This is a genomic window from Streptomyces sp. NPDC046866 (genome assembly GCF_040704625.1).
Taxonomy (GTDB): domain Bacteria; phylum Actinomycetota; class Actinomycetes; order Streptomycetales; family Streptomycetaceae; genus Streptomyces.
In genome coordinates, this window is record NZ_JBEYXN010000008.1 from 261,137 (window position 1) to 277,390 (window position 16,254).

Genomic DNA, 16,254 nt, shown 5'->3' on the forward strand with positions numbered 1-16,254 from the left:
CTACAGCCCGGTGCCCGCCCTCACAGCTCCTTGCGCAGGTCCGGACCTCCCTCGAGGCCCTTGCCCCGCCTGTCGGCCCTGTCGGCCCTCTCGGCCCTGTCGGACTTGGAGAGCCTGCGGGCCTTGGAGCCCCTGGGCTCCTTCACCACCACGCCCACCCCGCCCCAGAAGGCGAAGCCCGTCACCACCACCCGCGGCGCTCCCGGCGCCACCGGCGCGCCCCGGCGGTGGTCGTGGTCGAAGGCACCCATGACGCCGATGCCCCGTACGTCGACCTCCACACCCGGCGGCACGGTGATCTGGACACCGCCCATGATGGCGACGCAGTTGATCACCACCTCGCGCTCCGCGAAGTTCGCCTCGCGCAGGTCGAGCTCCCCGCCGCCCCAGAACGCCACCGCGTTGAACCGCGCCGGCACCGTCCAGGCGCCCTTGCGCTGGAACCCCGACATCACCGCCACCGCCGTGGCCGAGGACGCCGGGTACGCGCTGTTGCCGATCCGGGACGCCCAGGACCCGTCCGGCGCCGCCGCGGCGGGCACCCCGCCCGCCGCCGGACCGGCGCCGGCCCCCGGAGCCGACCCCTGCGCCGGCAGGTCCCGGGTCAGCGGCTCCAGCTCCGCGTACGTCCGCGACCTGTACGCCGCGTCCAGCCGCTCCTCGAACTCCTCCATGTCCAGCCGGCCCTCGGCGACGGCGTCCCGCAGACGCTCCACCACCCGCTCCCGGTCGGCATCCGACGCCCTCAGTTCCGGCAACGGCTCGTGCGGCCCCTCGTCAGTCATGCGCCAAGACTATGCAGCGCGGACCCCGACGGGTACGGGCCCGGCCCCCGCAACCACCCCGGGAGCGCCCCTGATTCATCCCTGACTCCGCGTCCCCGACTCCGCAACCGACGCGGACCACTCCGCAGCCCCGCCCGCACTCAGCCCCGCCGGCACGCAGGCCCGTCGGCGCTCAGCCCCGCCCCGCGTACATCCGCGCGATCACGTCCTCGATGTCCGGCTCCCGCACCGACAGGTCCAGCAGCGGATACCGCGCCGCCACCTCCGCCACCAGCGGCGCCGCCGAGGCTCCGGCCGGGAACGCCAGCCACTGCCGCGCCCCCTCCACCTTCACCACCCGCGCCCCCGCCACGCTGATCGCCGGAAGCTCCCGCTCCAGGTCCAGTACGAGCATCCGCTCGCTCTCCCCCACCGCCCCCGCCGCATGCAGCCCGGCCAGCGCCCCGTCGTACATCAGCCGCCCGTGGTCGATCACCATCACCCGCTCGCACAGCTGCTCGATGTCCTGCAGGTCATGCGTGGTCAGCAGCACCGTCGTGCCCAGCTCCGCGTTCAGCTGCCGCAGGAAGCCCCGCACCTTCGCCTTGCTCACCACGTCCAGCCCGATCGTCGGCTCGTCCAGGTACAGCACGTCCGGATCGTGCAGCAGCGCCGCCGCGATGTCGCCGCGCATCCGCTGCCCCAGCGACAACTGCCGCACCGGCACGTCCAGCAGCGCCCCCAGGTCAAGCCGCTCCACGCACCGCTGCAGGTTCTCCTCGAAGCGCGCCCGCGGGATCCGGTACAGCCGCCGCATCAGCCCGTAGCTGTCCTTCAACGGCAGGTCCCACCACAGGGTGGTGCGCTGCCCGAACACCACCCCGATCCGGTGCGCGAGCCGCATCCGCTCCCGCGCCGGGTCGGTCCCGGCCACCCGCAGCCGGCCGCCGCTGGGTGTCAGGATCCCCGTCAGCATCTTGATGGTGGTCGACTTCCCCGCACCGTTGGGCCCGATGTAGCCGACCACCTCGCCCCGAGCCACCTCGAAGCTGATCCCGTCCACCGCCCTGACCTGCCGCTTCTCCCGCCGCACCAGGCCCGTGCGGCGCCGGACGTCGAAGACCTTCTCGACCCCGTCCACCTCGATCAGCACATCCCTGCCCACCACGGATCAGCTCCCCGTACTCCGATACGAACGAAGGCCCGCGCGCCAGGCCAGGGCCGCGGGCCCGTACACCGCGAGCGCCACCAGCGGGCTCAGGAACGCCACCCACCCCGGCAACCCCAGCGGATCCGGCCGCCCCAGCACGTACAGGGCGGGCAGCCAGTTGACGAAGGCCAGCGGCACGATGAACGTCACCCCGCGCAACAGCTCCTTGGCGAAGATCGTCGGCGGGTACTGGAGCATGGTGTTGCCGCCGTACGTGAAGGAGTTCTGCACCTCCGCCGCGTCCCCGGCCACGAACTGGAACGCCGCCCCCGCCAGCATCACCGCCCCGAAGATCGCCGCCCCGCCCACCACCATCACCGGCACCAGCAGCACCTTCGCCGGTGTCCAGGCCACGTCCAGCGCCGCCCCCGCCCAGCCCAGCACCGCCAGGCCCTGCCCGACCCGGCCCAGCCGGCGCAGCGCGAACCGGTCCGCCGCGACCTGCGCCAGCACCGGCACCGGCCGCACCAGCATGGTGTCGAGCGAACCGTCGCGGATGCGGGCGCCGATCCGGTCGGTGTTGCCCAGCAGCAGGTCCGCGAGGCCGAGCGAGGCCGAGGAGGCCCCGTACAGCAGCGCCACCTCGGGCAGCGTGAAGCCGCCCAACACGTCCACGTGCGAGAACATCACCACGATCGCCACGAAGTCGAGGAAGGTGATGGCCGCGTTCCCCACCGCCGTCAGGACGAACGACGTCCGGTACGCCATCGTCGACCGGATCCACATCGCCACGATCAGCCCGTAGCCGCGCAGCCCCTCCAGGGCCCGACCGCGCCGCCGTACGCCGCCCCCCGCGCCGGAACCCACCCCAGCCCCGCCCCCGGCAACCGCTTCCGCACCCGCCCCGCCCCGCACACCGGCCCGCGGGCCCACGAGCCCGACCCGCGCCAGGACCTCCTCCGCCTCCTCAGCCACCCTGGACCACCACCTTCCGCGTGGCCGCCGCCTGCACCAACCGCCCCGTCAGCAGCAGCACCAACGCCCACCCCGCCTGAAACGCCAGCGCCCCCAGCACCCCACCCCCGCCGGCACCCGCCCCCGCATGCCGCCCCATCAGCACGTCCAACGGCACCTGCAGCATCGCCGCCCACGGCAGCACCCGCACCACCTCGCCGAAGCCGCCCGGGAACACCGTCAGCGGCAGCAGCATCCCCGAGAAGAAGATCGAGGCCACCGTCGCCATCAGGTTGATCCCGGCCCCGTCCATCAGCCAGAACGCCGTCAGCGCCACCAGGTAGCGCACAGCGAAACCCACCACCAGCCCCAGCAGCACCGACACCAGGAACAGCAGCCAACGCACCGGATCCGCCGGCAGCGCCAGCCGGAACACCACCGCCCCCGCCGCCAACGGCACCACCCCCCGCCCCACCAACTGGAACGCTGCCCGCCCCAGATCCGCGGCCAGCCACCACAGCTGCAGGTCCGCCGGCCGGTACAGGTCGACCGCGATGTCACCCGTACGGATGCGCTCCTGCACCTCCTCCTGGAAGCCGCCCCCGATCAGCGCCCCCGCCGCCAGCAGCGACTGGCTCACCCACACGAACGTCAGGGCCTGCGCCTGGTCGTAGCCGCCGAGCCCCGGCCGCTCGTCCCACAGCGCGATGTACGTGTACGCCAGGATGAAACCGAACACGGTGTTGGTGAACACCCCGGCCGCGGTCGCCGTCCCGTAGGTCGCGTAACGCCGGAACCCCCCTGCCGCGACAGCCGCATAGAGCCCCGCTCTTCCAGCCGTTGACCGGCGCACCGCATCCCTCCGATTCCCCGCGTCGTTCCCACGTCGTCGGCACGTCGTCCCCACGTCGTCGGCACGTCGTCCCCACGTCGTCGGCACGTCGTCCCCACGTCGGCCGAAGCCGCGCGAGCTTAGTGCGGAGGGGCGACCCACGCGACCGGTTTACGCCCGTCCGGAGCGGAACGAGCAGGCCATCCGGTAGACAGCAGGGGTACAGATGTGGATATTTCGCGTGGCCCCGAGGAGTCCTGTCGATGAGCGACCAGTCACCACCACCGGGCTGGACCCCTCGCGACCCGGACGCCCCCGCCCCACCCCCCGCCGGAGCCGAACGCCCCCGCAGGCGCACCGGTTGGCGCCGCTTCATCCCCACCTGGCGCGCCGCCCTCGGCGCCATCCTCCTGCTCGCCCTGCTCCTCTGCGGCGCCCTCGTCGCCGGCTACCTGCTCGTCGACATCCCGCCCGCCAACTCCGCCGCCACCGCCCAGTCCAACGTCTACCTCTACTCCGACGGCTCCCAACTGGCCCGCGACGGCGAGATCAACCGCGTCAACGTACCGCTCTCCCAGATCCCCCGAACGGTGCAGGAAGCCGTACTCGCCGCCGAAGACCGCGACTTCCACTCCGAACGCGCCGTCGACCCCAAAGCCATGGTCCGCGCCGCCTGGAACACCCTCACCGGCAAGGGCCGGCAATCCGGCTCCACCATCACCCAGCAGTACGTCAAGAACTACTACTTGGGCCAGGAGCAGACCATCAACCGCAAGGTCAAGGAATTCTTCATCGCCATCAAACTCGGCCGCGAGAAATCCAAGGCCTACATCCTCGAGGGCTACCTCAACACCAGCTACTTCGGCCGCAACGCCTACGGCATCCAAGCCGCCTCCCAGGCCTACTACGGCAAGGACGTCAGCGCCCTCACCACCGCAGAAGGCGCCTACCTCGCCACCCTCCTCAACTCCCCCAGCACCTTCGACGTCGTCACCCACCCCAAGAGCCGCGACCGCGCCCTCGCCCGCTGGAACTACGTCCTCGACGGCATGGTCAAGAAGCAGTGGCTCACCCCCGCCGAACGCACCGCCACCCGGTTCCCCGAACCCGGCAAGGTCCGCGCCGCCGCCGGCCTCTCCGGCCAGCGCGGCTACCTCGTCGAAGCCGTCAAGGACTACATCACCGAACACAAGATCCTCGACGAGAACACCCTCGCCGAAGGCGGCTACCGCATCACCACCACCATCGACCGCCGCCGCCAGGCCGCCCTCGTCGCCGCCGTCAACGACACCATGCTCAGCAAACTCGACCCCGACGAACGCCCCGTGGACCGCTTCGTACGGGCCGGCGGCGCCTCCATCGACCCGGCCACCGGCAAGGTCGTCGCCCTGTACGGCGGCATCGACTACACCAAGCAGTACGTCAACAACGCCACCCGGCACGACTACCAGGTGGCCTCCACCTTCAAGCCGTTCGTCTTCGCCTCCGCCGTCGAGAACGACTCGCGCACCCAGGACGGCCGCCCCATCACCCCCCACACCCTCTACAACGGCGACAACAAACGCCGGGTCACCGGCACCCGCGTCCCCTACGCCCCCGAGAACGAAGGCCAGCTCTCCTACGGCAACATCACCGTCAGCACCGCCACCGACCTCTCCGTCAACACCGTCTTCGCCCAGATGGTCGTCGACGTCGGCACCCTCAAGGTCAAACAGACCGCGATCGACCTCGGCATCCCCGAGGACACCCCCAACTTCGTCCCAAGCCCCGCCATGGCCCTGGGCACCATGCAGGCCAGCGTCCTCGACATGACCCAGGCCTACGCCACCCTCGCCGACCACGGCCGCCACACCCCCCACACCTTCCTGGAGAAGATCACCAAGGGCGGCGACACCGTCCCGCTCCCCGACCGCACCCCCCGACAGCCCGTCAGCCGCGAAGCCGCCGACACCACCACCTCGATGCTCGTCAGCGTCGTCGACAACGGCACCGGCAGCGCAGCCCTCGCCGCCGGCCGCCCCGCCGCCGGCAAGACCGGCACCGCCGAACTCGACCGCGCCGCCTGGTTCGCCGCCTACACCCCCGACCTCGTCACCGTCGTCGCGATGATGGGCCAGGACCCCGACACCGGCACCCCCGAATCCCTCTACGGCGCCCTCGGCGAACCCCGCATCTCAGGCGGCGGCTACCCCGCCCGCATCTGGGCGGCGTACACCAAGACCGCCCTGCAGGGCAGCGACCCCGTCGACTTCGACCTGGAACTCCAGCCCGGCGCCGCCCCCTCACCGCCCCCCGTGATCCCACCCCGGGAGCCCGGCGAACCCACTACCGAAACCCCCGAAACCCCAGAACGCCCCGGCCGCCCCAACCGCCCCGGCCGCCCCGACGGCGGCCAGAACGAAGGCCAGAACCAGGGCCGTCAGAACGAAGGCCGCACCGAGGGCCGGACCACCGAGGGCCAGACCCCCGGCCAGACCGACCAGGGCGCCACCCCCGGCACCGACGAAGGCGCCACCGGCGGAACCACGGGCAGCATCACCGCCGGCACCCTCGGCGGAGTCCTCGGCGGCACCACAGCCGGAACGGACACCGTCCCCCGCCGCAACCCACCCTCCGAATTCCTCGAATAGGGCACAGCAGGCCCCACCCCGGTCAGTGCCCGGACGTCGCCTTCAACCCCACCACCGCCACCAGCAGCAACACGATGAAGAAGATCCGGGACGCGGTCACCGGCTCACCCAGCACCGCCATCCCCAGCACCGCCGCCCCCGCCGCACCGATGCCCACCCACACCCCGTACGCCGTCCCGATCGGCAGCGACTTCGCCGCGTACGACAGCAGCACCATGCTCGCGACAATGCCCGCACCGGTGAACACGCTCGGCCACAGCCGCGTGAACCCCTCCGTGAACTTCATGCCGACCGACCAGCCGACCTCGAGCAGACCGGCCACCACGAGCAGAACCCACGCCATGACAGGCACCTCCGACGAAAAAACGACAACGGGGGTGCGTCGTCTTGTCCTCACCCGGTACGGCGCGTCTCGTCGGGATCCCCACCGTAGCAAAGCGCGACAAAAGGGCCGGTGACCAAGGTCACCGGCCCTCAACACAACAGAATCGAAGATCAGAGATACAGCCCGGTGGAGTCCTTCGACCCCTCCAACCGCTCCGCGGCCACCGCATGCAGGTCCCGCTCGCGCATCAGCACGTACGTCAGCCCCCGCACCTCGACCTCGGCCCGGTCCTCAGGGTCGTACAGCACCCGGTCCCCCGGCTCCACACTGCGCACGTTCTGCCCGACCGCGACCACCTCGGCCCAGGCCAGCCGCTTGCCGACCGCGGCCGTCGCCGGAATCAGGATCCCGCCGCCCGAGCGCCGCTCGCCCTCGGGCGTGTCGGACTTCACGAGCACGCGGTCGTGCAGCATGCGGATCGGCAGCTTGTCGTGGGTAGTGGTGTTGGTGTTGTCGCTCACGCCACCGAACCTACCCGCCCGCGCCCCGCCTGTCCGCCGCAGGGGTCATCAGCGCTTGCGCCGCGCCGACACCACCAGCAGCCCCACCACGCCCACCGCCAGCAGCGCCACCGGCACCATCCGCTCCGGACGCGGCGTCCCGTCGTCGTGCCGCAGACCGTCCCGGATATCCGTCACGACCCGGTTCACTGCGACGACCGCCCGCCCCAGCGTGTGGTCGACCGTCGAGGCGACCTTGGCCTTCGCGTCCCCGACGATCGTCTTCGGGTGCAGGCGCACGCCGATCTCGTCGAGCGTCTCGGCGAGCTGCTCGCGGCGGCGGACGATGTCCGCCTCGATCTGTGCGGGGGTCCTGGCTTCCGGCACCGCGCTGCCTCCGTCGTCGTGGTCGTGGTCCTGCATGGGGCGTAGTCCGCCAGGGACAGTCTGTCAGCTTAGTCTCGTGCCGTAGCGATCCACCTCCCGAGGAGACTGTCGAGATGAGCGAGCGACTCCAGCCGGGCGACACCGCCCCCGCCTTCACCCTGCCCGACGCGGACGGCAACGAGGTCTCGCTCGCCGACCACAAGGGCCGCAAGGTGATCGTGTACTTCTACCCCGCCGCGCTGACGCCGGGCTGCACCAAGCAGGCCTGCGACTTCACGGACAACCTCTCGGTCCTGGCCCAGGCCGGCTACGACGTGATCGGCGTGTCCCCGGACAAGCCGGAGAAGCTGGCGAAGTTCCGGGAGAAGGAGAGCCTGAAGGTCACCCTGGTCGGCGACCCGGACAAGCAGGTCCTGGAGGCGTACGGGGCGTACGGCGAGAAGAAGCTGTACGGCAAGACGGTGACCGGGGTCATCCGGTCCACGGTGATCGTGGACGAGGAGGGCAAGGTCGAGCGCGCCCTGTACAACGTCAAGGCCACGGGCCACGTAGCCAAGATCATCAAGGACCTGGGCATCTGACCCCACCGCCCGCACCACCCGGAAACGGCCCGCGTCAACCGGCGCGGGCCGTTCCGCTTATCGGACGAGATCCCCCGTAACTGTCCGTCTATCGGCCCTTTACTCCATGCGAGGGCCGCACGCACGTCCAAGAGCGGAGGAGCATCATGGGTGACCCGTACGAACCGGCAGCATTGGCGGCAGCCGTGGCCGAAGCGCGGGGCTGGGCCGATCTGATGCGGCGACTCGGCCTGCGAGGGAGCGGCGGCCAGCGGAGGGTACTTCAGAAGAAGGTGGCCGAGCGTGGACTGGACACGAGCCACTTCAAGCGACGCGCCTGGGGCAGGACTCCCGCTCACGAGCCAAGGCCTGCCGTGCAGGCCGCGCTCACGGCACTCCCCGAAAGATCACCCCGCACGAACCGTGCGCGGCTACACCGGGCCCTCCAGGAGATCGGCGTCCCGTACAGCTGCGCCATGTGCGGCAACCCCGGCCAGTGGCTCGGCGAAACCATGACGCGCCAGATCGACCATGTCGGCGGGGACCGGCTGGACAACCGCCCGGGCCACCTCCGTTACCCATGCCCCAACTGCCAGAGCCTGACGGACACGTGGCGCCGCAGGCGCCGCCCCAAGTCCTTCACCCCCTCGAGCTCCGCCCCGTTAGACTAGGCGCAGCCCAGGCTGACCTAATGTCCGAATTGGGCGCAATGTCGCGGTTGTGGTGGAATTGGCAGTCACGCTGGGTTTAGGTCCCAGTGGGGTAAAACCCGTGGGGGTTCGAGTCCCCCCAACCGCACGGGTACGCAGAAGGCCCTGTATGCAGCCGCATACAGGGCCTTCGCTGCATCACCAGGCTCAGCCCAGCAGCTCCCGCAGGACCGGGACCAAGGCGCGGAAGGCCTGGCCGCGGTGGGAGATGGCGTTCTTTTCCGCCGGGGTCAGCTCGGCGCAGGTGCGGGATTCGCCCAGCGGCTGGAGGATCGGGTCGTAGCCGAAGCCGCCCGTGCCGGCCGGGGTGTGGCGGAGGGTGCCCAGGAGGCGGCCCTCGACGACGCGTTCGGTGCCGTCGGGCAGGGCGAGGGCGGCGGCGCAGAAGAAGTGGGCGCCGCGGTGGGCGTCGTCGATGTCGGAGAGCTGGGCCAGGAGCAGGTCGAGGTTGGCCTTGTCGTCGCCGTGGGTGCCGGCCCAGCGGGCGGAGAAGATGCCGGGGGCGCCGTTGAGGACGTCGACGCAGAGGCCGGAGTCGTCGGCGATGGCGGGGTGGCCGGTGGCGCGGGCGAGGGCGTGGGCCTTCAGGAGGGCGTTCTCGGCGAAGGTGACGCCGGTTTCCTTGACGTCCGGGATCTCGGGGTACGCGTCCGCGCCGACCAGCTCGTGGGGCAGGCCGGCGTCGGACAGGATGGCGCGGAGTTCGGTGACTTTGCCCGCGTTGCGGGTCGCGAGGATCAGGCGGGTCATGCCCGTCATTATCCGGGCGGGTCCGCCCGCTCCGGGCCGGGCCGGCGGCGGCCCGGCCTCAGCCGGGGGTGCAGACCTTGGAGATCTCCTTGGCGGCGTCCGCGACGGGGGTGATGTCGGGGGTCTGGTTGCCGCTCTCGATGGAGGTGCGGACGTTCTTGACGGCCGTGTTCATGGAGGCGAGGGCCTTCTTCAGGTCGGCGTTGTCGGTCTGGTCGCCGATCTTCTTGAGGTTGGCGTCGATCTGGTTGAGGGCGTTCTGGGCGTCCTGGGGGCTGTTGCCGGCGTTGGAGACGGCCTGCTGGAGGTCGTTGGCGCCGTCGGTGATGGCGACGGCGGTGTTGGCGCAGTCCATGGCGGTGGAGATGGCGTCGCAGGCCGTGAGGGCCGGGAGCGTGAGTGCGGCCGCGACGGCGACGGCGGCTATGCGGTGCTTCATGCGGGTCCTCTCAGGAACGGGGGTGGGTGTACGTGCGTACGGGCGCACGGTTCGGTGACCGTGCGCCCGTGTGCAGGAGGACGCGGGGGCGGGCGTCGTGGTTCTCGGCGGGCCCGGCCCGGCCGGGGCGGGGGCTAGAGGCCGAGGGCGGTGCGCTGGATGGTTTCGAGGTCGGCGCAGCCGCCGGCGGCGAGGTCGAGGAGGGCGTTGAGTTCCTTGCGGTCGAAGGGTTCGCCTTCGGCGGTGCCCTGGACCTCGACGAAGCGGCCGTCGCCGGTGCAGACGACGTTCATGTCGGTTTCGGCGCGGACGTCTTCCTCGTAGCAGAGGTCGAGGAGGGGGACGCCGTCGACGATGCCGACGCTGACGGCGGCGACGGTGCCGGTGAGGGGCTTGCGGCCGGCTTTGATGAGCTTCTTGTTCTGGCCCCAGGTGATGGCGTCGGCGAGGGCGACGTAGGCGCCGGTGATGGCGGCGGTGCGGGTGCCGCCGTCGGCCTGGAGGACGTCGCAGTCGAGGACGATGGTGTTCTCGCCGAGGGCCTTGTAGTCGATGACGGCGCGCAGGGAGCGGCCGATGAGGCGGGAGATCTCGTGGGTGCGGCCGCCGATCTTGCCGCGTACGGATTCGCGGTCGCCGCGGGTGTTGGTGGAGCGGGGGAGCATCGAGTATTCGGAGGTGACCCAGCCTTCGCCGCTGCCCTTGCGCCAGCGGGGGACGCCTTCGGTGAAGGAGGCGGTGCAGAAGACTTTGGTGTCTCCGAAGGAGATGAGGACGGAGCCCTCGGCGTGCTTGCTCCATCCGCGTTCGATGGTGACCGGGCGGAGCTGTTCGGGCGTGCGGCCGTCGATGCGAGACATGCTTCCGAGCCTAGTGGGTGTGGGGAGGGCGCAGGTGTCGTGTCGGGGTGCGCGTGGACCCCGTCCCGGCGGGTGGCTGGGTACGGGGTCCTTGGTGGGGCTGAGTGGTGGGCTCAGGGCGTCACATCATGTCTTCGATTTCGGCGGCGATGGGGTCTGCGTCGGTGCCGATGACGACCTGGACGGCGGTGCCCATCTTGACGACGCCGTGGGCGCCGGCGGCCTTGAGGGCGGCTTCGTCGACGAGTTCGGGGTCGGCGACCTCGGTGCGCAGGCGGGTGATGCAGCCTTCGACCTCTTCGATGTTGTCGATGCCGCCGAGCCCGGCGACGATCTTCTCAGCCTTGGTGGCCATGTGTTTCTCCCTGTGTTCTGCGAAGAACGGGTCTCGGTGGCTCTGGTCCCGCCAGTGCGCTGCGTTTTGTCACGGTAGCCCACTGTTGGCGCAGTTACGCGAGCGCGGGTGTGGCTTGTGCCGAATGATGACGATCAGCAGCAGGCTGCCGAAAGTGGTCTACACCAGTGTGCCGCACGGGGGGCACCTGCCCAAACAGGCCGGTCAGGAGGAAGCCGATGAGCGCGCAGGGTACGCAGGGCGCTGCGGCGGCACCGCGGCCGAAGCGGTGGAGCGGTTTGTTCCAGGGTTTGCAGAAGATGGGGCGGAGTCTGCAGTTGCCGATCGCGGTACTGCCGGCTGCCGGGATCCTCAACCGGCTGGGTCAGCCGGACCTCTTCGGCGAGGACCGTTTGGACTGGACGGACGTGGCCCGGGTGATGGCGGCGGCGGGCGGTGCGCTGCTGAGTCCTGATCTGGGTCTGCCGCTGCTGTTCTGTGTCGGTGTGGCGATCGGGATGGCGAAGAAGGCGGACGGTTCGACGGCGTTGGCTGCGGTGGCGGGGTTCCTGGTGTACCGGGGCGTGCTGCACGCCTTTCCGAATCCGTGTCCGGTGGGGACGCGGGAGATCGGGGGCGGTTGTCTGACGAGGGACAACAACACGTTCGTGGAGTTCTCGTACCAGAATCCGGGGGTGTTCGGCGGGATCGTGATGGGTCTGCTGGCGGCGTGGTGCTGGCAGCGGTTCCACCGGGTGAGGCTGGTGGACTGGCTGGGGTTCTTCAACGGGCGCCGGCTGGTGCCGATCGTCATGGCGTTCGTGGGGATCGGGTTCGCGGTGGTGTGCCTGTGGGTGTGGCCGCCGGTGGGGGGTGGGCTGGAGCGTTTCTCGGACTGGCTGGTGGGGTTGGGGGCGTGGGGTTCGGGGCTGTTCGGGGTGGCGAACCGGGCGTTGCTGGTGGTGGGGCTGCACCAGTTCCTGAACGTGCCGATGTGGTTCCAGTTCGGGAGTTACACGAAGCCGGACGGCGAGGTGGTGCACGGGGACATCAACATGTTCCTGCAGGGGGATCCGGGGGCGGGGCAGTTCCTGTCGGGGTTCTTCCCGATCATGATGTTCGCGCTTCCGGCGGCGGCGTTGGCGATGACGCATTGTGCGAAGCCGCAGCGCCGCAAGGAGGTGGGCGGGCTCATGCTGTCGGTGGGGTTGACGTCGTTCGTCACGGGGATCACGGAGCCGCTGGAGTATTCGTTCCTGTTCGTGGCTCCGGCGCTGTACGTGGTCCATGCGCTGCTGACGGGGGTGTCGATGGCGGTGACGTGGGGGCTGGGGGTGCACGACGGGTTCAGCTTCTCGGCGGGGCTGATCGACTACGTGATCAACTGGGGGCTGGCGACGAAGCCGTGGTTGATCGTCCCGATCGGGCTGTGTTTCGCGGTCGTCTATTACGCGGTGTTCCGCTTCGTGATCGTGAAGTTCGACATTGCGACGCCCGGGCGCGAGTCGGATGAGGAGATCGAGGCGATGGAGGCCGAGAATACGAAGGCATAGGGACCTTCGGCCTCAACTGCGGTGCTCGGGCCAGGCCCTCGGACCTGTGGGTCCGGGGGCCTTCCGCTTGCGTGCGGGTCGCGGGTCGCGGGTTCTGCGGGAGCGGCCGCCGGTGTGGCGTAGACCACAGGAAATCGAAGGTTCCTTATCTATCCCCGACCATGCTACAACTGGTCTACACCACGCATTGGTGTAGACCACGCAGGCCTGTTCGGGCGCTCGCGTACCCCCGTTCAAAGACGCCGCCGTCCCCCGTGCTCCCGCCCCCCGATGCGGCGCCTTGCCTTCTGGAGGAAGTTGTGACCACGGCTGCCGCCGCACCCGCGGCCGAGAAGAAGAAGGGCTCCGGCGCGATGGCTGTCATGCAGCGCATCGGCCGCAGCCTCATGCTGCCCGTCGCGGTGATGCCCGCCGCCGCGCTCCTGGTCCGCTTCGGCCAGGACGACATGCTGGCAAGCAAGTCGCTGCCCGAGTTCGTCCAGAAGCTCGGCGGCTACATGGCCGCGGGCGGCGACGCCATCCTCGGCAACATGGCCCTGCTGTTCTGCGTCGGCATCGCGATCGGCTTCGCCAAGAAGTCCGACGGCTCGACCGCACTGGCCGCGGTCACCGGCTACCTGGTCTTCCAGAAGGTGCTGGCCACCTTCACCGACTCGCACCTGCCGAAGGTCGCCAAGGTCGTCGACGGCAAGATCGTCAACGTCGACGCCCCGGTCAACGCCGGCGTCCTCGGCGGCGTGGTCATGGGCATCGTCGTCGCCCTGCTGTACCAGAAGTTCTACCGGACCAAGCTGCCGGACTGGGCGGGCTTCTTCGGCGGCCGCCGCCTGGTCCCGATCCTCTCCGCCTTCGCCGGCCTGCTGATCGGCATCGTCTTCGGCCTGATCTGGCCGGTCCTGGGCGCGGGCCTGCACAACGTCGGCGAGTGGCTCGTGGGCTCCGGCGCGGTCGGCGCGGGCATCTTCGGTGTCGCCAACCGCGCGCTGATCCCGATCGGCATGCACCACCTGCTGAACTCCTTCCCGTGGTTCCAGGCGGGCGAGTACCACGGCAAGAGCGGCGACATCGCCCGCTTCCTCGCCGGCGACCCGAGCGCCGGACAGTTCATGACCGGCTTCTTCCCGATCATGATGTTCGCCCTGCCCGCGGCCTGCCTCGCGATCGTCCACTGCGCCCGGCCCGAGCGCCGCAAGGCCGTCGGCGGCATGATGTTCTCCCTCGCCCTGACCTCCTTCGTCACCGGTGTCACCGAGCCGATCGAGTTCACGTTCATGTTCATCGCCCCGGTCCTGTACGCGGTCCACGCGGTGCTCACGGGCGTCTCGATGGCCCTGACCTGGGCGCTCGGCATGAGGGACGGCTTCGGCTTCTCCGCCGGCCTGGTCGACTACCTCCTGAACTTCGGCATCGCGAGCAACCCGTGGGGGCTGGCGCTGGTCGGCCTGTGCTTCGCCGTGCTGTACTACGTGATCTTCCGGTTCGCGATCACCAAGTTCAACCTGCCGACGCCGGGCCGCGAGTCCGACGAGGAGCTCGCCGAGCTGCTCAAGGCCGAGGCCAAGTAGCCGCAGGCCGGGCCGGACCGACGGAGCCCCCGCCCTCCCTTCCGGGAGGGCGGGGGCTGCGTGCGTTCGGGCTCAGACCTCGTAGACCGCGCCCGCGTACGCCAGGTCCACCGGGCCGTCGTAGACCGCGCGGGCATCGGCGAGGTTCTGGCGGGCGTCGGTCCACGGCGGGATGTGGGTCAGCACCAGCCGGCCCACCCGGCCGCCGCGCGCGAACTCCCCGGCCTCGCGGCCGTTGAGGTGCAGGGCCGGGATGTCCTCCTTGCCGTGCGTGAAGGACGCCTCGCACAGGAACAGGTCCACGCCCCCGGCGAGCTGCCCGAGCTCCGCACAGGCACCGGTGTCGCCCGAGTACGCCAGGGAGCGCCCGCCGTGCTCGATGCGGATGCCGTACGCCTCCACCGGGTGGCTGACCCGTTCGGTGCGGACCTGGAACGGGCCGATCTCGAACGTGCCGGGCTTGAGGGTGCGGAAGTCGAAGACCTCGCTCATCGAGCGCTCGTCGGGGACGTCCTCGTACGCGGTGGTCAGGCGCTTCTCGGTGCCCTCGGGCCCGAACACGGGGATCACCGGCGGGCGGCCGCCCTCGTGGCGGTAGTAGCGGGCCACGAAGTAGGCGCACATGTCGATGCAGTGATCGGCGTGCAGGTGGCTGAGGAAGATCGCGTCGAGGTCGTAGAGACCGATGTGGCGCTGCAGCTCGCCGAGGGCGCCGTTGCCCATGTCGAGGAGCAGCCGGAAGCCGTCGGCCTCGACGAGGTAGCTCGAGCAGGCCGAATCCGCGGACGGGAACGACCCCGAGCAGCCGACGACGGTGAGCTTCATGGAGCGAGAACCTCCGGGACGGTCCGTGGACGGAATGCGGGCCGTGCGTGGGTCGAGCGTAAGGCGCGAAAGGGCGGGTCGCTCCTCCGCGGCAGGCCGTTGTGGGGGGAATCACCTGTGCTGTCACCCGGGGGAGCGACGGCGCGCACGGGCGTGCCCGGACACTGCCGTGCCGGGGCGGTCGGGCGCGACTACCTTCGGACTATGGACACGTCCTGGTGGCCCGCGGCCGCGGCGGTGGTGGCCGTGGCGCTGTTGGTGCTGATCACCGGGCGTAGGCCGGGGGCGGCGGCGCGGCGGGTCCCGCCGCCGCACGGGCGCGGTCCGGTGCCGCGGCCGCGGGCGGGCGAGCTGTGGTGCCTTGCGGACGGGCGGCCGTGCCTGGTGCTGGCGGCGGGGTCCGTACGGGGCCACCGGGCGCGGGTCGCGTGGATCACCGGGAAGTACGACGACCGGCGGGCCGGGGTGATCCCGCTGCCGCCGGGGACGGTGGGGGTGAGGCCGGGGCGGGTGGGGTTCCTGGAGGCCGACCGGCCGGCGGAGGTGTGGGTGTGGGAGTTCCGTACCCGGCTGGGTGTGCTGGACCCCGTGGTGTGGGACGAGGCCAAAGGGCTCGGAGGAGGCGGCTGACGATGGCGGCGAGGACGGCGAAGGCGGCGGGCGGGATCCGGCTGCGGCGGGTCTACGATCCGCCGCAGCCGGGGGCGGACGGGGTGCGGGTGCTGGTGGACCGGCTGTGGCCGCGGGGTCTGGCCAAGGAGGCGGCCGGGGTGGACGAGTGGCCCAAGGCGGTGACCCCGTCCGGGGAGCTGCGCAAGTGGTTCCACGGGGGCGGCTCCGCGGAGGAGTTCCGGGAGCGGTACGAGGCGGAGCTGGCGGAGCCGGAGGCTGCCGCCGAGTTGGAGCGGTTGCGGGGGCTGGCCGCGGGCGGGCCGGTGACGCTGCTGACCGCGGTCAAGGACCCCGCCGCCAGCCACGCGGCCATCCTGGCGGAGCTCCTGGCCCCCTGACCGGGCCCGGCCGCCCCGCCCGCCGTCGGCTCCACCATCACCTTCGCCAACTGCTGCTTTTCGATGGTCGATTGGCTGATGAGCGGCAAGTTCGAACGCTTCCCGA

At 70.8% G+C, this 16,254-nt stretch carries 18 protein-coding genes, 1 tRNA gene and 1 riboswitch; of the genes, 7 read left to right on the top strand and 12 right to left on the bottom strand.

Annotation, left to right across the window (positions count from 1 at the left end):
• Positions 1-20: 20 nt before the first annotated feature.
• From AB0953_RS15485 to AB0953_RS15500, 4 genes are all read right to left on the bottom strand, one after another.
• The gene (locus tag AB0953_RS15485; RefSeq protein ID WP_366859956.1) at positions 21-785 is read right to left on the bottom strand and encodes a DUF1707 domain-containing protein; all 765 of its coding nucleotides are present in this window, start codon (positions 783-785) and stop codon (positions 21-23) included.
• Between the two features lie 172 nt (positions 786-957).
• Positions 958-1,929, bottom strand: a complete 972-nt coding sequence (locus tag AB0953_RS15490; protein ID WP_366859986.1) for an ATP-binding cassette domain-containing protein — start codon at positions 1,927-1,929, stop codon at positions 958-960.
• A gap of 6 nt (positions 1,930-1,935) precedes the next feature.
• Positions 1,936-2,781 (bottom strand): ABC transporter permease, encoded by an 846-nt coding sequence (locus tag AB0953_RS15495; protein ID WP_366859987.1) that lies wholly within the window; start codon positions 2,779-2,781, stop codon positions 1,936-1,938.
• 100 nt (positions 2,782-2,881) lie between these two features.
• Positions 2,882-3,721 (bottom strand): ABC-2 family transporter protein, encoded by an 840-nt coding sequence (locus tag AB0953_RS15500; RefSeq protein ID WP_366859957.1) that lies wholly within the window; start codon positions 3,719-3,721, stop codon positions 2,882-2,884.
• Between the two features lie 242 nt (positions 3,722-3,963).
• Here AB0953_RS15500 and AB0953_RS15505 point away from each other — a divergent pair, with 242 nt between their 5' ends.
• Positions 3,964-6,330 (top strand): transglycosylase domain-containing protein, encoded by a 2,367-nt coding sequence (locus AB0953_RS15505; protein WP_366859958.1) that lies wholly within the window; start codon positions 3,964-3,966, stop codon positions 6,328-6,330.
• A gap of 22 nt (positions 6,331-6,352) precedes the next feature.
• On the opposite strand, the gene AB0953_RS15510 is transcribed toward AB0953_RS15505, so the two are convergent.
• From AB0953_RS15510 to AB0953_RS15520, 3 genes are all read right to left on the bottom strand, one after another.
• Positions 6,353-6,673, bottom strand: a complete 321-nt coding sequence (locus tag AB0953_RS15510; RefSeq protein ID WP_366859959.1) for a multidrug efflux SMR transporter — start codon at positions 6,671-6,673, stop codon at positions 6,353-6,355.
• Between the two features lie 33 nt (positions 6,674-6,706).
• A riboswitch (guanidine-III (ykkC-III) riboswitch) is annotated at positions 6,707-6,773 on the bottom strand.
• Between the two features lie 52 nt (positions 6,774-6,825).
• Positions 6,826-7,128, bottom strand: a complete 303-nt coding sequence (locus AB0953_RS15515; RefSeq protein ID WP_366859988.1) for a co-chaperone GroES — start codon at positions 7,126-7,128, stop codon at positions 6,826-6,828.
• 96 nt (positions 7,129-7,224) lie between these two features.
• The gene (locus tag AB0953_RS15520; protein WP_366859960.1) at positions 7,225-7,578 is read right to left on the bottom strand and encodes a DUF3618 domain-containing protein; all 354 of its coding nucleotides are present in this window, start codon (positions 7,576-7,578) and stop codon (positions 7,225-7,227) included.
• Positions 7,579-7,655: 77 nt separating this feature from the next.
• On the opposite strand from AB0953_RS15520, the gene bcp reads away from it, so the two are divergent.
• Both bcp and AB0953_RS15530 read left to right on the top strand, forming a co-directional pair.
• Entirely contained in the window at positions 7,656-8,123 is a 468-nt protein-coding gene (gene bcp, locus AB0953_RS15525) for a thioredoxin-dependent thiol peroxidase (RefSeq protein WP_366859961.1), read from the top strand.
• Between the two features lie 693 nt (positions 8,124-8,816).
• Positions 8,817-8,900, top strand: a tRNA-Leu gene (locus AB0953_RS15530).
• A gap of 59 nt (positions 8,901-8,959) precedes the next feature.
• On the opposite strand, the gene rdgB is transcribed toward AB0953_RS15530, so the two are convergent.
• The 4 genes from rdgB to AB0953_RS15550 all read right to left on the bottom strand — a co-directional run bounded on the left by rdgB (position 8,960) and on the right by AB0953_RS15550 (position 11,216).
• Positions 8,960-9,562 carry an RdgB/HAM1 family non-canonical purine NTP pyrophosphatase gene (gene rdgB, locus AB0953_RS15535; RefSeq protein ID WP_366859962.1) on the bottom strand — a complete coding sequence of 201 codons (603 nt, stop codon included), beginning with the start codon at positions 9,560-9,562 and terminating at the stop codon, positions 8,960-8,962.
• A 58-nt stretch (positions 9,563-9,620) separates the two neighbouring features.
• Positions 9,621-10,001, bottom strand: coding sequence for a hypothetical protein (locus tag AB0953_RS15540; RefSeq protein WP_361907474.1), 381 nt, complete (start codon positions 9,999-10,001; stop codon positions 9,621-9,623).
• Positions 10,002-10,135: 134 nt separating this feature from the next.
• Positions 10,136-10,861, bottom strand: coding sequence for a ribonuclease PH (gene rph, locus AB0953_RS15545; RefSeq protein WP_361907476.1), 726 nt, complete (start codon positions 10,859-10,861; stop codon positions 10,136-10,138).
• Positions 10,862-10,982: 121 nt separating this feature from the next.
• Positions 10,983-11,216: a PTS glucose/sucrose transporter subunit IIB gene (locus AB0953_RS15550; RefSeq protein WP_366859963.1), complete on the bottom strand. Its 234-nt coding sequence runs from the start codon at positions 11,214-11,216 to the stop codon at positions 10,983-10,985.
• A 218-nt stretch (positions 11,217-11,434) separates the two neighbouring features.
• On the opposite strand from AB0953_RS15550, the gene AB0953_RS15555 reads away from it, so the two are divergent.
• Complete coding sequence (locus AB0953_RS15555) at positions 11,435-12,748, top strand: PTS transporter subunit EIIC (protein ID WP_366859964.1); 1,314 nt, start codon at positions 11,435-11,437, stop codon at positions 12,746-12,748.
• Between the two features lie 299 nt (positions 12,749-13,047).
• A complete protein-coding gene (locus tag AB0953_RS15560) occupies positions 13,048-14,313 on the top strand; it encodes a PTS transporter subunit EIIC (RefSeq protein WP_366859965.1) in 1,266 nt (421 codons plus the stop codon).
• Between the two features lie 72 nt (positions 14,314-14,385).
• Here the strand turns inward: AB0953_RS15560 and AB0953_RS15565 are convergent, their stop codons facing one another.
• Positions 14,386-15,138: an MBL fold metallo-hydrolase gene (locus tag AB0953_RS15565; protein WP_362175313.1), complete on the bottom strand. Its 753-nt coding sequence runs from the start codon at positions 15,136-15,138 to the stop codon at positions 14,386-14,388.
• A gap of 204 nt (positions 15,139-15,342) precedes the next feature.
• On the opposite strand from AB0953_RS15565, the gene AB0953_RS15570 reads away from it, so the two are divergent.
• Both AB0953_RS15570 and AB0953_RS15575 read left to right on the top strand, forming a co-directional pair.
• Positions 15,343-15,768: a hypothetical protein gene (locus AB0953_RS15570; RefSeq protein WP_366859966.1), complete on the top strand. Its 426-nt coding sequence runs from the start codon at positions 15,343-15,345 to the stop codon at positions 15,766-15,768.
• A 2-nt stretch (positions 15,769-15,770) separates the two neighbouring features.
• Positions 15,771-16,148, top strand: coding sequence for a DUF488 family protein (locus tag AB0953_RS15575; RefSeq protein ID WP_366859967.1), 378 nt, complete (start codon positions 15,771-15,773; stop codon positions 16,146-16,148).
• Positions 16,149-16,254 lie beyond the last annotated feature (106 nt).

Coding starts and splice junctions, on each gene's coding strand:
- AB0953_RS15570 (WP_366859966.1), top strand. CDS start 15,343: ATGGACACGTCCTGGTGGCCCGCGGCCGCGGCGGTGGTGGCCGTGGCG.
- AB0953_RS15575 (WP_366859967.1), top strand. CDS start 15,771: ATGGCGGCGAGGACGGCGAAGGCGGCGGGCGGGATCCGGCTGCGGCGG.
- AB0953_RS15565 (WP_362175313.1), bottom strand. CDS start 15,138: ATGAAGCTCACCGTCGTCGGCTGCTCGGGGTCGTTCCCGTCCGCGGAT.
- AB0953_RS15540 (WP_361907474.1), bottom strand. CDS start 10,001: ATGAAGCACCGCATAGCCGCCGTCGCCGTCGCGGCCGCACTCACGCTC.
- rdgB (WP_366859962.1), bottom strand. CDS start 9,562: ATGACCCGCCTGATCCTCGCGACCCGCAACGCGGGCAAAGTCACCGAA.
- AB0953_RS15555 (WP_366859964.1), top strand. CDS start 11,435: ATGAGCGCGCAGGGTACGCAGGGCGCTGCGGCGGCACCGCGGCCGAAG.
- AB0953_RS15550 (WP_366859963.1), bottom strand. CDS start 11,216: ATGGCCACCAAGGCTGAGAAGATCGTCGCCGGGCTCGGCGGCATCGAC.
- AB0953_RS15520 (WP_366859960.1), bottom strand. CDS start 7,578: ATGCAGGACCACGACCACGACGACGGAGGCAGCGCGGTGCCGGAAGCC.
- AB0953_RS15485 (WP_366859956.1), bottom strand. CDS start 785: ATGACTGACGAGGGGCCGCACGAGCCGTTGCCGGAACTGAGGGCGTCG.
- AB0953_RS15515 (WP_366859988.1), bottom strand. CDS start 7,128: ATGCTGCACGACCGCGTGCTCGTGAAGTCCGACACGCCCGAGGGCGAG.
- AB0953_RS15510 (WP_366859959.1), bottom strand. CDS start 6,673: ATGGCGTGGGTTCTGCTCGTGGTGGCCGGTCTGCTCGAGGTCGGCTGG.
- AB0953_RS15505 (WP_366859958.1), top strand. CDS start 3,964: ATGAGCGACCAGTCACCACCACCGGGCTGGACCCCTCGCGACCCGGAC.
- rph (WP_361907476.1), bottom strand. CDS start 10,861: ATGTCTCGCATCGACGGCCGCACGCCCGAACAGCTCCGCCCGGTCACC.
- bcp (WP_366859961.1), top strand. CDS start 7,656: ATGAGCGAGCGACTCCAGCCGGGCGACACCGCCCCCGCCTTCACCCTG.